The sequence below is a fragment of the Bradyrhizobium sp. WYCCWR15520 genome (genome assembly GCF_056174665.1).
Window position 1 is genome coordinate 15993 of the sequence record NZ_JBWBWM010000004.1, and the last position, 13118, is coordinate 29110.

The following is a 13118-nucleotide window of genomic DNA, read 5'->3' on the forward strand; positions in this document are numbered from 1 at the left end:
CCTCATGCGCCGAGATAGGCGGCGACGACGTCGGGATGGCGCTGCACCTCGGACGGCGAGCCCATCGCGAGCACGCGGCCGTAGTTGAGCGCAATCACGCGGTCGGAGACGCGATTGACCAGCGTCATGTCGTGTTCGACCATCAGCACGGTGATGCCGAGCTCGGTCTTCATGTCGCGGATCCAGAACGACATGTCGTCGGTCTCCTCGACATTCAGCCCGGATGACGGCTCGTCCAGCAGGATCAGTTTCGGCTCCGAACACAGCGCACGCGCGAGCTCAATCACCTTGCGGACGCCGTAAGGAAGTCCCGAGATCAGCTTATCGCGATAGGCTTCGAGGTCGAGAAATTCGATCACCTGCTCGACACGGCGGCGGTGCATCTTTTCGCCGGCGCGCACGCTCGGCAGGAACAAGAGCTCCTGCCAGAGCTGCGTGCTCGAGTGACGGTGACGGCCGACCAAGAGATTGCTCAGCATGGTCGCATTCTCGAACAATTCGATGTTCTGGAAGGTACGCGCAATGCCGAGGCCTGCGATCTCATAGGCCGGCTGCTCGGTAATGTCCTGATCCTCGAAGAATATCTTGCCCGAAGTCGGCGGATAGATCCGCGAGATCAGGTTAAAGATCGAACTCTTGCCGGCGCCGTTGGGGCCGATGATCGAGAGGATCTCGCCCTTCTCCACCGCGAAGCTGACGGAATCGACCGCCTTGAGGCCGCCGAAATGCAGGGACAGGTTTTCTGCACGGAAATAGCTCATCGGTTCCGCTCCGATTTCACGTAGATCTTTTGGCGCTTGAAGGTGGCGCGCTTGTAAAGCGGGAAGAGCTGGAAGAAGAGTTTGATCTTCAGCCAGCGGCCGTAGAGGCCGAGCGGCTCGAACAGCACGAACAGCACGATGATCACGCCGTAAATTGCGCCCTTGAGCCCGTTGGCCGAGGCAATCGCGGCGGCGTTGGCGTGAATTTTGGTGGCCGTCACGCTATCGGCGCCGAAGGTTGCCGCGATACCTGCGATGATACCGGGCATGTCGTCCTTCAAATAGGTCAGGAACGGATCGATCATGACCAGGAAGATCGCGCCGAGCACTGCGCCGTGCAAGCTGAAGGTGCCGCCGATCAGGATCACGATGATGAACTCGATCGAGAGCTGCAGCGTGAACATTTCCGGCGAGATGAAGGAGAGCTTGTGGGCGAACAGCACGCCGGCGAGGCCCGTGATACCAGCGCTGATCGCAAAGGACTTCACCTTGTAGAGCGAGACGTTGACGCCCATGCTGCGCGCCGCGGTCTCGCTGTCGCGGATCGCGACGAAGGCGCGTCCCGTCGGCGAGCGCAAGAGATTGAGCGTGCCGACGATGGTGAGGACCAGCACGGCAAGGCAGAGATAGTAGAAGGTCGGGCCGTTTTGCGGCACCGCCTGCCCGAACAGGCTCAGCGTCTTGACCCGCATGCCCTCGTTGCCGTGAGTCACACTTTCCCAGCGGGCCAGCACTTCCTCGACGATGAAGGCAAAGGAGATCGTCGCGATGACGAGATAGATGCCGGTCAGGCGCAGCGCCGGAAATCCGACCAACGCCCCGACCACGCCGGTCAGCAGGCCGCCGGCCAGGAAATAGACCGGAAACGGCACGTTATATTGCTGCAGATACGCCGCCGTGTAGGCGCCGATCGCCAGAAAGGCGGCGTGGCCGAGCGAGGCCTGACCGGTGAAGCCGGTGAGGATCATCAGCCCCACCCCCACGGTGGCGTAGATGCAGACGAACACCAACTGGCTGACCAGGTAGCTCGATAGCACGAACGGCGCGATCAGCAGAAACGCAATCAGGATGCCGTAGGAGACGTAGTAGCCGCTGTGCGGAAACAGCTTGATGTCGTCTTCGTAGTCCGTTTTGAAAAGGAATCGCATCAGACCTTCTTCCGCGTATGAACACCGAACAGGCCTTCGGGTTTGAGCAGCAGCACCACCAGAAGAACGATGTAGGGCGCGACATCTTTCCAGCCCTGCGGCAGGTAAAAGCCGGCCATGCTCTCGATCACGCCGATCAGCACGCCGCCGACCACGGCGCCGGGAATCGAGCCGAAGCCGCCGAGCACTGCGGCGGGAAACGCCTTCAGGCCCAGCACCAGACCGACATTGGAGTGAATGAAGGTGATCGGCGCCAGCAGCACGCCAGCGGCGGTCGCAACCGCCGCAGCGATCGCCCACACGATCGAGACCACGCGCTTGACCGGAATGCCCATGTAGTAGGCCGCGAGCATGTTCTCCGAGCTGGCACGCATCGCTGTGCCGAGCGTGGTGCGGTTGAAGAATAGATACAACAGCGCGCAAAGGATGATGGTGGCGGCGATCACCGACAGCTTGTCGTATGCCAGCACCAGCGAGCCGATTCGCAGCACGCCATCGCTGAATGGCGTCTCGATCTTGAAATCGTCGGTGCCCCAGATCATGCCGACCACGGAGCGCAGGAAGTATCCTAGCCCGATGGTGGCCATAATGATGGAAAACTGCGGATAGCCGAGGATCGGACGCACCACCACGCGTTCAGCCAGCATGCCGAACAGCGCCATGGCTGCCACTGCACCGGCGAAACCAAGCCAGTAGTTAAGACCGAGCATGCCGATGAACGTAAAGGCGAAGAATCCGCCCAGCATCATCAAATCGCCCTGGGCGAAATTGACGACCTCGGTTGCCTTGTAAATGAGCACGAAACCGAGCGCGATCAGGCCATAAACGCAGCCGAGCGCGATGCCACTCACCAGCTGCTGAACGAAGTCCAGCATCATTTCCCTCCCCGATGCCGGGCGATTCTGTCGATCGCCTCTTCCGCATCTTGTGTCTACACGCTGCGTGGTATTCCACGACGCAGCCGCACATGTCCCGCTGCATTGAGCCCAAAGCGTTGAGCGCTGTCAACAAAGCGCTGCGTGCTGTGTCGTTAACAATTGCGGAGAAATGCCGCAGCCCGGGAAGTTGCGGGGTTTGGCGCGATTTGGTCCACCAGATTCACCGCGCCGAAAGTTCTTCGGTTCATGGTCCGCGACGAACAACTGGATCGCGCTGAAATCATGAAAGCGGATGTATCGGCGCTCGAGGTGCGAGGGTTAACGAAGCGTTTTGACCGTCCGGCGGTCGATGCGCTCGACCTCACTATTCGCACCGGCGAGTTCTATGCCCTGCTCGGCCCCAACGGGGCCGGCAAGACCACGACCTTGCGCATGGTCGCCGGCCTGCTCAAGCCCGACGCCGGCTCCGTCTCGATACTGGGCATCGATGCGCTCGCCGATCCCGTCGCCGCCAAGCAGATCATGGCCTGGGTTTCCGACGAGCCGATGATCTACGATAAGCTGACGCCGCTGGAATATCTGGAATTCGTCGCCGGCCTCTGGGGTGTCGATCCAGCGGTTTCCGAAACCTCTGCACACCAGCTTCTGGTGTCGCTCGGACTGGAGCCGCATCTGCACGGGCGCTGCGAGGGATTTTCCAAGGGCATGCGCCAGAAGGTGGCGCTGGCCGGGGCGCTGGTTCACGATCCCCGGCTGATCATCCTGGACGAGCCGCTGACCGGTCTCGATGCGCTCTCGGCACGTCACGTCAAGGGATTGCTGCAGGAGCGCGTCCGTTCCGGCTGCACTGTGATCATGACGACGCACATTCTCGAAGTCGCCGAGCGGATGGCCGACCGGATCGGCGTCATCGCCGCAGGCCGGCTGGTCGCCGAAGGCACGCTCACGGAGTTGCGCCAGCAGAACGGCCGCGGTGACACCAGCCTCGAAGACATGTTCATCGCCCTCGTCGATGCGGAAGCGGCAGCCGCATGAGTTCGGCCGCGGCGCTTACCTGGTTTGCCCGGCACGAAATCCGGCTGGCCTGGCGCGAATGGCTGGCGATGATGACCGGCAGCCGCGGAAAACGAAAGCGCGCCATCATCGCGCTGATCGTGTTTGCCGCCATCATGCACTTGCCGGCCTACGCCGTGATCGGACGCTTCGCCGATCTGCAAGCCCCGCTCGGCAAGCCCGAGTTGATCGTTATCTCCGCGACCATCCTTCTCGCCTGGGCCTTGATGCTGTCGCAGGCGATCGAATCGGTGACCCGGGTGTTTTACGCCCGCGCCGACCTCGACCTCATCATGTCGTCGCCGGTGAACCTTGCCAACGTGTTCTCGATACGGATCGCGGCGATTGCTCTGTCGGTCATCGGCATGGCGCTACTGCTGTCGACGCCCTTTGTCGACGTTCTCGTGATCGGCGGCGGCGCGCGCTGGCTCTCGGCGTTCGGCGTCGTCATCGCTATCGGCCTTTCAGCCGCAGCGGTCGCGATCGCAATCACGGCGTTATTGTTCAGGCTAATCGGGCCGAGCCGCACCCGTCTGGTCGCTCAGATCGTGGCAGCCATCATCGGGGCCGGCTTCGTCATCGCGCTCCAGGTCGCAGCCATCCTTTCCTACGGCACATTGTCCCGCTTTGCGGTGCTGACCTCCGATGCCGTGTCAGCCTATGCGCCCGGTCTCGAGAGTCCCTTGTGGTGGCCGGCGCGCGCGGCGATCGGCGACGGCATGGTGCTATCGTGGCTGATGGCCGGCGGGCTCCTGCTGCTCGGCGCCGTGATGGCGACCTTCTCGCCGCGATTTGCCGATACCGTCGTCCGTGTCGCCGCAACCACCCGGTCTGTCCGTCGCGGCCCGCGCGCGACAGCGTTTCGCGGCGGCTCGCGCCAACAGGCGCTACGCACGAAGGAGTTCCTGCTGCTGCGGCGCGACCCATGGCTGCTCTCGCAGAGCCTGATGCAATTGTTGTATCTGGTGCCGCCGGCCCTGATGCTGTGGCGAAGCTTTTCCGAAAGCTCGGCCGCAATCGTGCTGATCACGCCGGTGATCGTGATGGCGGCAGGCCAGCTCGCGGGCGGCCTCGCCTGGCTGACAATCTCGGGCGAGGACGCCGCCGACCTGGTCGCGACCGCACCGCTGCCGCCCTCGCGCGTGATCCGCGCCAAGATCGAAGTGGTGCTGATCGCAATCGGCGTCATCTTCGCACCGCTGATTGCAGCGCTGGCGTTTGCGTCAATGACGCAGGCGGTCGTCACTGCACTCGGCGTCATCGTTGCGACCGTCTCTGCCGCCGCGATCCAGCTCTGGTTTCGCGTGCAGGCCAAACGCAGCCAGTTCCGCCGTCGTCAGACGTCGTCGCGGCTGGCGACATTTGCGGAAGCTTTTTGCTCGATCGGCTGGGCTGCGACCGCGGCGCTCGCCGTCACGATCCCGATCGCCGCCGTGATCAGTGGCGCGATGACGTCAGCAATTCTCGTGGCGACGTGGAAGATCAGTCCGCGGCGGGATTAGAACTTACTGCTTCTCCAGCCCTGCCCGCTCGATCACGTCGCGCCAGCGCACGATCTCCTTTTCGATGAACGGGATCATCTCGGCCTTCTGTAGCGTCATCGGGCGAGTGCCAAGCTTCTCGAAATGCGTGCGCACGCGTTCCGACGTCAGCGCCGCATGCGCGGCCGCCGCCAGCCGATCGACGACCGCCGCGGGTGTGCCTGCGGGCACCATGATCGACGACCAGCTCTGAGTCGTCATCTCCTTCAGGCCGAGTTCAGCCATGGTCGGCGCGTTCGGAACGTTGCGAAGCCGTTCCGGCGCGGTCGTGGCCAAAATCTTCAGCTTGCCGGCCTCGACATGCGGGCCGACCGAGACCGGATAATCGAACATGACGTCGACGCGGCCGGCGATCATGTCGTTCAGTGCCGGCGCGCTGCCCCTGTAGGGCACGTGCTGCATCTCGATGCCGGTGACCGTCTTGAACAATTCGGCGACCAGATGCGTCGCGGTGCCGACGCCGGAAGATGAGAACGTCACCTTGCTCGGATTCTGCTTGGCGTAGGCGATGAACTCCGGCACCGAATTATAGGGTGCGTCCGCATAGGCCACGAACAGGTTGGGGCTCTCGCCGACCAGATGCACGGGCACAAAACTCGTCAGCGGATCGTAGGACAGGTTTTTGCGCAACGTGACGTTGGCCGCCATCGTGCCCTGCGTGCCGTAGATCATCGTGTAGCCGTCGGGCTTGGCGCGCGCCACCTGCTCGGTGCCGACAGCGCCACCACCGCCGGCCCGGTTGTCGATCACAACGGATTGGCCGAGCATCTTCGACATTTCCTCGGCCACGATGCGCGACGTCGTATCGGTGATGCCGCCCGGCGCAAACGGCACGACCCAAGTGATAGGGCGGTTGGGAAATTCGTCGGCCGAGGCCGGTGCGATGGCAGCGATCGACGCGATCAGGAACGCGAACAAGACGTGTTGCTTCACCATGGAATTCCGCCCCGTAAAATAACGCCCTTCTGAAGAGGACTTGCGCGGCGAGGATGACGGTTTTCGGCACGGCTTGCCATGCGGCAAAGTCAACCTACGCTTTGATCAACTAGAACACCGCGGCGACGAACGCTTTTGTATTAATGGCGATCGGGACCCGCCCGAAGTGAGCGAGTTGGTCCTTACGGTTGGCGCGCCTTGCACAGCTGCTTCGGCACCCAGTCGTGGATGCGCGTCGTCGCAGGCTGCCCCGTCCGGGTGCAGGATGAGAACGAAGCCGCGGCGAAGCGCGGTTCCGACAGTATCTGATATCGCCTACGTTTTGATCAATTCCATGACCGCCGCTGCGAACGCCTCGGGCGCTTCCTGCGGCAGATTGTGGCCCGCGCCCGGCACGACGCGGTGAACGCGGCGGCCGGAAAATTTCGGCGCGCTAGCGGCGCCATCGGTCGCGGGCGCAACGCCGTCGTCTGCGCCATCCAGCGTCATTGCCGGCACGGTGATCGGAGGCAGCGCAGCCAGCCTGCGCTGGATTTCTGCATACTGCGGATCGCCCTCGGCCAGACCGAAGCGATGGCGGTAGCTGTGGATCACTACGTCGACATAGTCAGGGTTGTCGTGGGCCATCGCCGTGCGCTCGAAGCAGGCATCATCGAACGCCCAGTTCGGCGACCATTGCGCCCACAGGATCTTCGCGATCTTGCGCCGGTTGGCAGCGAGCCCGGCGCGGCCGCGCTCGAGCTGGAAGTAATACTGATACCACAGCGCGACCTCGCGTTCGGGGTGCATCGGCGCCATGGCGTTGGCGATGTCCTGAATCAGATAGGAATTGACGCTGACGAGCCCGACGCAGCGTTCCGGCCATAGCGCTGCGCCAACGCAGGCCGCGCGGCCACCCCAGTCATAACCCGCGAACACCGCGCGGCCGATGCCAAGTGCGTCCATCAGCGCCATCATGTCGGCGCCGACCGCCGCCTGCTCGCCCGAGCGCGGCGTCGTCACGTCGCGAAACCGGGTGGGACCGTAGCCGCGCACATAGGGAACGATGACGCGGCAGCCTTGCGCGGCCAATTGCGGCGCGACGTCGACATAGGAATGAATGTCGTATGGGAAGCCGTGCATCAGCATCACGGCCGGACCATCGGCGGGACCCGCTTCGTAATACGCGATGCTCAGCGGACCGGCGTCGACCTGCCGCAACGGTTCGAGGCGTTTCGACGACGGGGCGCGCGCAGCGGGGGCGTTTTCGGTCACGGCGAACTCCCTGGTTGAATTTCACCATATGACATGGCTGCCTGCCGATGAAGCAATTCCGGCGCAGAGCTGTGCGCGAATGTCATCATGACGGCTGCAAAATTCGGCGATACAGTGTCGCGCCTTTGCCGCGAGAATGGGTCAAGCCATGTTGCGATCCTCTGCCGTTGCCCTCGCCCTCCTCGGTTCGCTGATCGTCCCGGCGGCCGCTCAACAACAACCGCTGCGCAGCGAGTGCCTGGCGATGGCGAACGCGCCGCCGCGCGCGACCCCGGTCAGCCTCCGCCGCACCGCCGCCAAGGCCGAAGAGGTCGCGATCACCTATGTCGGGCATTCCACCTATTACATCGACACGCCCGGCGGCGTGCGGATCGGAACCGACTTCAACGGCGCCTACCGGACCGGCCGGCTGCCCGATGTCGTCACCATGAACCGTGCGCACTCGACGCATTACACATTATTTCCCGATCCAAAGATCCCGCATGTCCTGCATGGCTGGGGCGAGAACGGACAGGCGGCGCATGTCTCGACGCGCGTCGGCGACGTCTATATCCGAAACGTGCCGACCGACATCCGCCGCTATTATGGCGAAGGCTCCGGCGCGATGCTCAAGGACGGCAACTCGATCTTCATCTTCGAGGTTGCCGGCCTGTGCATCGGCCATCTCGGGCATCTGCACCACAAGCTGGATGAGACGCATTTCGCGGCGATCGGCCGGCTCGATATCGTGATGGTGCCGATTGACGGCACATATACGATGTCGCTCGACGGCGTCTCCGACATCACCCGGCGCCTGCGCTCCTCGATCGTGTTGCCGATGCACCGCTTCGCTACCCCGCTCGACGAATTCATGCGCCTGATCGGCCAGCAATTCACGATCGAGCAGCGTACCGAGCGGACGTTGAAGATTTCGCGCGAGACGCTGCCGGGCACGCCGACGGTGATCATTCTCGAAGGGGTGTAAAAAGCGGGCGCGAAAGCCTGCCACCGGCATTGCGAGCGCCGCGAAGCAATCCATAGTGGAACAAGCCGAGAGATGGATCGCTTCGCTGCTCGCAATGGCGAATAACAACAAGCAGCAAGGGAGCGGATCTTGAGCACACCTTCGCAACGACTGATCGAGAGCAACGGCATCCGTCTCAACATAGCCGAGCAGGGCAAGGGGCCGCCGGTGATCTTGTGCCATGGCTTCCCTGAATCCTGGTATTCCTGGCGTCATCAAATCGCTGCGCTTGCGGAAGCGGGCTTCCACGCTGTTGCCCCTGATATGCGCGGCTACGGCAAGAGCGACCGGCCCGAGGCGATCGATCAATACACGATCTTCCATCTGATCGGTGACCTGGTCGGTCTGCTCGATGCCCTCGAAGCACCCACGGCCGTTGTCGTCGGCCACGACTGGGGCGCGCAGATCGCCTGGCAAGCGGCACGCCTGCGCCCCGACCGCTTCCGCGCCGTTGCAAGCCTTAGCGTACCGCTTCGGCCGCGTGGCTCTGCGCGTCCGACCAGCACGATGCCGCAGACTGCGGACGCGCAATTCTATCAACTGTATTTTCAGCAACCCGGCGTCGCAGAGGCCGAGCTGGAGCGGGATCCGGGCGTCACTATACTCAGCATGCTCTACGGTGCATCGGGTCAAGGTGCTGCTGCATTCCGGGCAGCCGCGGCACGCGGTGAGGTCACGCGCGTCCCTGGAATGGTGCCGCGCGCCGAAGGTATGTTGCGAGGATCGGGGACGCCGCCGACGCTGCCGCCGTGGCTTAGCAAAGCCGACATCGATTTTTATGCCGGCGAATTCAGGCGCACCGGCTTCCGCGGTCCGCTCAACTATTATCGCAACGTCGACCGCAACTGGGAACTGATGGCGGCGTTTGCAGGCGTCGCGGTGAAGGTCCCGGCGCTCTTTGTCGCCGGCGACCACGACATGGTGATGGCTGCTCCTCCCGGCATGGACCAGCATCTCGCCAATCTCAGGCAGTTCGTCCCGACACTGCGTGACGTGCGAATTCTGCCCGGCTGCGGACACTGGACCCAGCAGGAACGCCCGAGCGAGGTCAGCGCCGCGATCATCGATTTCATCCGCGGCTTGCCTGGCTGACGGGATTGCAGGATGAATGTTGGCCCCCCAACGGAGGGGCCCAGGACCACCCGTCGCGCTACGCCGCCACAGCTTCCTTCAGCGGCTTGGGATCGAAATAGGGACGAAGTTCCGCGATCTTGCCGTCGGTAATGCGGAAAAAATCGAAGATCGGCACCACCACTTCGTGACGGCCGGCCGGCGCGAACGTCGCCTTCCAGAGCGTCGCCACGCAATCGCCGTCGATCACGTGACGCTCGACCTCGGCTTTGCGAACCGGAATCTTCGGGAACACTTTTGTCTTGAGGAAGTCGACGGCCGCGTGCTTTCCGACTAGCGGATGATCCGGATCGATCGGGCTGACCAGCACGATATCGTCAGCGAATGGCATCTTCTCGACGTCATTTGAGGTCAGACCGTCCAGGAAGTCATCGATCGCCTTAAGCCTTTCATCTACTGCCATGGCGATACCCTTTCTGTTTCGGGGTGATCCAGGAGAACGCCGATCGCCGTGCAACGTTTCATCGCGCAGCGTTTGACCTCAGGCAAACGGCCTCGCTATCCTGAGAAACCGGTGTCGCATCAGCGGTCCGGCAAGAACACAATAACGGGAGCGAACTCATGGCCGCCAGCACTGCACCCGCCTCCAGAAGCGGGCTCTATGCCGATCCGCGCGAAGACTGGCTGGCGCAGCACACCGAGGAGATCATCGATCCCGCCCGTCCGATCGTCGACCCGCATCACCATCTCTGGGACCGCGGCGGCCTTCGCTACATGATCGAGGAGATGGCGGCCGATATTGCCTCCGGCCACAACATCATCGCGACCGTCTACGTCGATTGCCGCTCGATGTACCGCGCGCACGGGCCCGAAGCGTTTCGCCCGGTCGGCGAGGTCGAGTTTGCCAATGGCGTTGCGGCGATGGCGGCGAGCGGCGGCTATGGCAAGGCAGCGATCTGCGCCGGCATCGTCAGTCACGTCAACCTGCTGCTCGGCGAAGGCGCCAAGGCCGTGCTGGAAGCAGAGATCGCGGCCGGCAACGGCCGCTTCCGCGGCATCCGGCATTCGTCGGCGTGGGATGCGGACCCCAACGTTGCCGGCATGTATGCGACACGGCCAAAAGGGCTGCTGCTCGACAGCACTTTCCGCAAGGGCTTTGCCTGCCTCGCACCGCTGAATCTCAGCTTCGATGCCTGGCTGTTTCATCCGCAGATCGGCGAACTCACCGATCTCGCCCACGCCTTTCCCGATACAAAAATGGTGCTGGATCATTGCGGCGGCCCGGTCGGTATCGGCCGTTTTGCCGGACGGCGCGAGGAGGTCTTTCCGAAATGGAAGGCCTCGATCCAGGAAATCGCCAAATGTCCGAATGTGGTTGTCAAGCTCGGCGGGCTTGCGATGTGCCTGCTGGGCTATGACTTTCACCAGCGCCCGAAGCCGCCGTCATCCGAGGAAGCCGCCGCCGCGTGGCGTCCCTATATCGAAACCTGCATCGAGGCCTTCGGCCCCAACCGATGCATGTTCGAAAGCAATTTTCCGCCTGACAAGGGCCAGTGCAGCTACCAGGTGATCTTCAACGCCTTCAAACGGTTGGCCGCGCAATACAGCGAAGCCGAGAAGACCGCGCTGTTCTCAGGGACGGCGCTCGACTTCTACAAGCTCAAGCTGGACTGATCACGCCCACTCGCCCTTGCGCATGACCGGGACGCGGCGTCCGTCGGCATGGACGCCGTCGATGTCGGTCTCGGCCGTGCCGATCATCCAGTCGATATGGATCAGGCTCTTGTTGCCGCCCTGCTCGGCGATCTGCTGCGGCGTCAGCTTGTCGCCGTTAACAAAGCATTTCGAGTAGCACTGGCCGAGCGCGATGTGCGAGGCGGCGTTCTCGTCAAACAGCGTGTTGAAGAACAGCAAGCCGCTGCTGGAGATCGGCGAGGAATGCGGCACCAGCGCCACTTCGCCGAGGCGCGCCGCGCCCTCGTCGGTGTCGAGCACCTTCTTCAGTACCTCCTCGCCGCGCGAAGCCTTTGCCTCGACGATGCGGCCTTCCTCGAACTTCACCTGGATGTTGTCGATCAGCGTGCCCTGATAGGACAGCGGTTTTGAACTGACGACATGTCCGCTCACCCGCCGGCAATGCGGCGTGGTGAAGACTTCCTCGGTCGGGATGTTGGCGTTGCAGGTGATGCCGTTCTTCGCGGTCGAAGCGCCGCCTTCCCATTCATGGCCATCGGCGAGGCCGATCGTCAGGTCGGTACCGGGCCCCGAATATTTCAGCGCGTGGAAACGCTGGCCGTTCAGCCACTCGGTCCGCTCGCGCAGCACCGCGTTGTGCTTTTCCCATGCGGCGACGGCGCCGTCCTGATCGACGCGGGACGCCGCAAAGATCGCGTCCGCCAGTTTTGCCACGGCAACATCCTCCGGGACGTCGGGGAAAACCTGCTTCGCCCAGGACGGGCTCGGATAGGCAATGATGTTCCAGTTGGTATCGAAATTGACGATCTTCTCCAGCGCCGGCTGATAGGCGATCGAATTGGCCTTGCTGGCGCGCGCCACCTTCACCGGATCCTCACCCGACAGCAGCATCGGATTGTCGCCGACGATGGCCAGGCGCGCGGTGTTGGCGGTGAACGCCTTGGCCATGCCCTCATAAAGCCAGTTGGCGGCACGATCGAAGCTCGCGTCGTGGCCGTGGCGATAGCGCGACAACGTGATCGCCTCATCCGACAGGAACGGCGTCACGATACCCGCGCCGGCCTTGTAGGCATGTTCGGCAATCCGGCGCACCAGCGGCAGCGCGACCGAGGGCGCGGTCACCAGCAGGTCCTGTCCCGGCTGCAACCGCAAGCCGACCTTTATCGCAACTTCGGCGAGGCGGTCGAGTTTTGCGGGATCGATCGGGGCGGAAACGTTGCGCTGAAGTGCGGTCATGATTCTTTCGGCCAAATGCTAAAGGATTTTAAGGCTTCGCCGTCTTCGGCCGTGATCACACCATCAGGCCAAGGCAAGCGAAGCGCCTGACAATCAATAGCACAAGTAGGGTCCGGCGAAACCCGATCTCGTTGATGTTCCGGAATGCAACAATGCCGAGCACGGAACCGGCAAACAGTGCCGGCAGGCTGACGGCGAGGTCGATCACCAGGGCGTCACGTCAGAATCAATCAACCCAAGCCTTTCACCGCCAGCACGACGGCGTCGGCGCCCGCTTTCCGGTCGACCGATATCTCCTGGTACTCCGGCGAATTCTGAAATTCCCTGGCCGCGGCGTCATCGGGAAATTCCATGATCACGACCTTGTCGCGCGGCCATTCGCCCTCCAGCACGACCGGATGCGCGTCCGCCACCAGGAGCTTGCCCTTGAACTTCCTGAACACGCCCATGAAGCGCGATTGATAGCGGTCGTAGAGCTCGCGACGGGTGAATTTCAACTGGGCGATGATGTAGACGCTCATGATGGATCCTCATCTGCATGG

Annotated in this window: 14 protein-coding genes; 5 read left to right on the plus strand and 9 right to left on the minus strand. The window is 62.9% G+C overall.

Features of this window, described 5'->3' with window-relative positions; translation table 11 throughout:
- Window positions 1-2: 2 nt before the first annotated feature.
- From AC0QUY_RS05310 to AC0QUY_RS05320, 3 genes are read right to left on the minus strand one after another with little or no spacing between them, the layout of a single operon-like run.
- Window positions 3-761, minus strand: coding sequence for an ABC transporter ATP-binding protein (locus AC0QUY_RS05310; RefSeq protein WP_161851600.1), 759 nt, complete (start codon window positions 759-761; stop codon window positions 3-5).
- Window positions 758-1909: a branched-chain amino acid ABC transporter permease gene (locus AC0QUY_RS05315; protein ID WP_161851599.1), complete on the minus strand. Its 1152-nt coding sequence runs from the start codon at window positions 1907-1909 to the stop codon at window positions 758-760. Before AC0QUY_RS05315 ends, AC0QUY_RS05310 begins: the two co-directional genes overlap by 4 nt.
- Window positions 1909-2784: a branched-chain amino acid ABC transporter permease gene (locus tag AC0QUY_RS05320; protein WP_161851598.1), complete on the minus strand. Its 876-nt coding sequence runs from the start codon at window positions 2782-2784 to the stop codon at window positions 1909-1911. The genes AC0QUY_RS05315 and AC0QUY_RS05320 overlap by 1 nt, the downstream gene beginning before the upstream one ends.
- Before the next feature lie 285 nt (window positions 2785-3069).
- Between AC0QUY_RS05320 and AC0QUY_RS05325 the strand changes: the two genes are divergently transcribed.
- Window positions 3070-3822, plus strand: a complete 753-nt coding sequence (locus AC0QUY_RS05325; protein WP_161851597.1) for an ABC transporter ATP-binding protein — start codon at window positions 3070-3072, stop codon at window positions 3820-3822.
- Window positions 3819-5342: a permease gene (locus AC0QUY_RS05330; RefSeq protein WP_475386057.1), complete on the plus strand. Its 1524-nt coding sequence runs from the start codon at window positions 3819-3821 to the stop codon at window positions 5340-5342. The genes AC0QUY_RS05325 and AC0QUY_RS05330 overlap by 4 nt, the downstream gene beginning before the upstream one ends.
- 3 nt (window positions 5343-5345) lie before the next feature.
- On the opposite strand, the gene AC0QUY_RS05335 is transcribed toward AC0QUY_RS05330, so the two are convergent.
- Window positions 5346-6317 (minus strand): Bug family tripartite tricarboxylate transporter substrate binding protein, encoded by a 972-nt coding sequence (locus AC0QUY_RS05335; protein WP_161851589.1) that lies wholly within the window; start codon window positions 6315-6317, stop codon window positions 5346-5348.
- Window positions 6318-6632: 315 nt separating this feature from the next.
- Entirely contained in the window at window positions 6633-7571 is a 939-nt protein-coding gene (locus AC0QUY_RS05340) for an alpha/beta fold hydrolase (RefSeq protein WP_246738534.1), read from the minus strand.
- A gap of 148 nt (window positions 7572-7719) precedes the next feature.
- On the opposite strand from AC0QUY_RS05340, the gene AC0QUY_RS05345 reads away from it, so the two are divergent.
- Both AC0QUY_RS05345 and AC0QUY_RS05350 read left to right on the plus strand, forming a co-directional pair.
- The gene (locus tag AC0QUY_RS05345; protein WP_161851588.1) at window positions 7720-8535 is read left to right on the plus strand and encodes an MBL fold metallo-hydrolase; all 816 of its coding nucleotides are present in this window, start codon (window positions 7720-7722) and stop codon (window positions 8533-8535) included.
- Between the two features lie 129 nt (window positions 8536-8664).
- Complete coding sequence (locus AC0QUY_RS05350) at window positions 8665-9666, plus strand: alpha/beta fold hydrolase (protein WP_475386058.1); 1002 nt, start codon at window positions 8665-8667, stop codon at window positions 9664-9666.
- A gap of 58 nt (window positions 9667-9724) precedes the next feature.
- Here AC0QUY_RS05350 and AC0QUY_RS05355 read toward each other — a convergent pair whose 3' ends face one another.
- Window positions 9725-10108: a nuclear transport factor 2 family protein gene (locus AC0QUY_RS05355; protein ID WP_161851586.1), complete on the minus strand. Its 384-nt coding sequence runs from the start codon at window positions 10106-10108 to the stop codon at window positions 9725-9727.
- Between the two features lie 158 nt (window positions 10109-10266).
- Here AC0QUY_RS05355 and AC0QUY_RS05360 point away from each other — a divergent pair, with 158 nt between their 5' ends.
- Window positions 10267-11319 carry an amidohydrolase family protein gene (locus AC0QUY_RS05360; RefSeq protein WP_475386059.1) on the plus strand — a complete coding sequence of 351 codons (1053 nt, stop codon included), beginning with the start codon at window positions 10267-10269 and terminating at the stop codon, window positions 11317-11319.
- Here the strand turns inward: AC0QUY_RS05360 and AC0QUY_RS05365 are convergent, their stop codons facing one another.
- Genes AC0QUY_RS05365 through AC0QUY_RS05375 form a run of 3 tightly spaced genes read right to left on the minus strand, consistent with a single transcriptional unit; the run spans window position 11320 to window position 13097 of the window.
- Window positions 11320-12576, minus strand: coding sequence for an aminopeptidase (locus AC0QUY_RS05365; RefSeq protein WP_475386060.1), 1257 nt, complete (start codon window positions 12574-12576; stop codon window positions 11320-11322).
- A 55-nt stretch (window positions 12577-12631) separates the two neighbouring features.
- The gene (locus tag AC0QUY_RS05370) at window positions 12632-12784 is read right to left on the minus strand and encodes a hypothetical protein (RefSeq protein WP_475386061.1); all 153 of its coding nucleotides are present in this window, start codon (window positions 12782-12784) and stop codon (window positions 12632-12634) included.
- Between the two features lie 22 nt (window positions 12785-12806).
- On the minus strand, window positions 12807-13097 hold the full coding sequence (locus AC0QUY_RS05375) for a DUF1330 domain-containing protein (RefSeq protein WP_475386062.1): 291 nt from the start codon (window positions 13095-13097) through the stop codon (window positions 12807-12809).
- Window positions 13098-13118 lie beyond the last annotated feature (21 nt).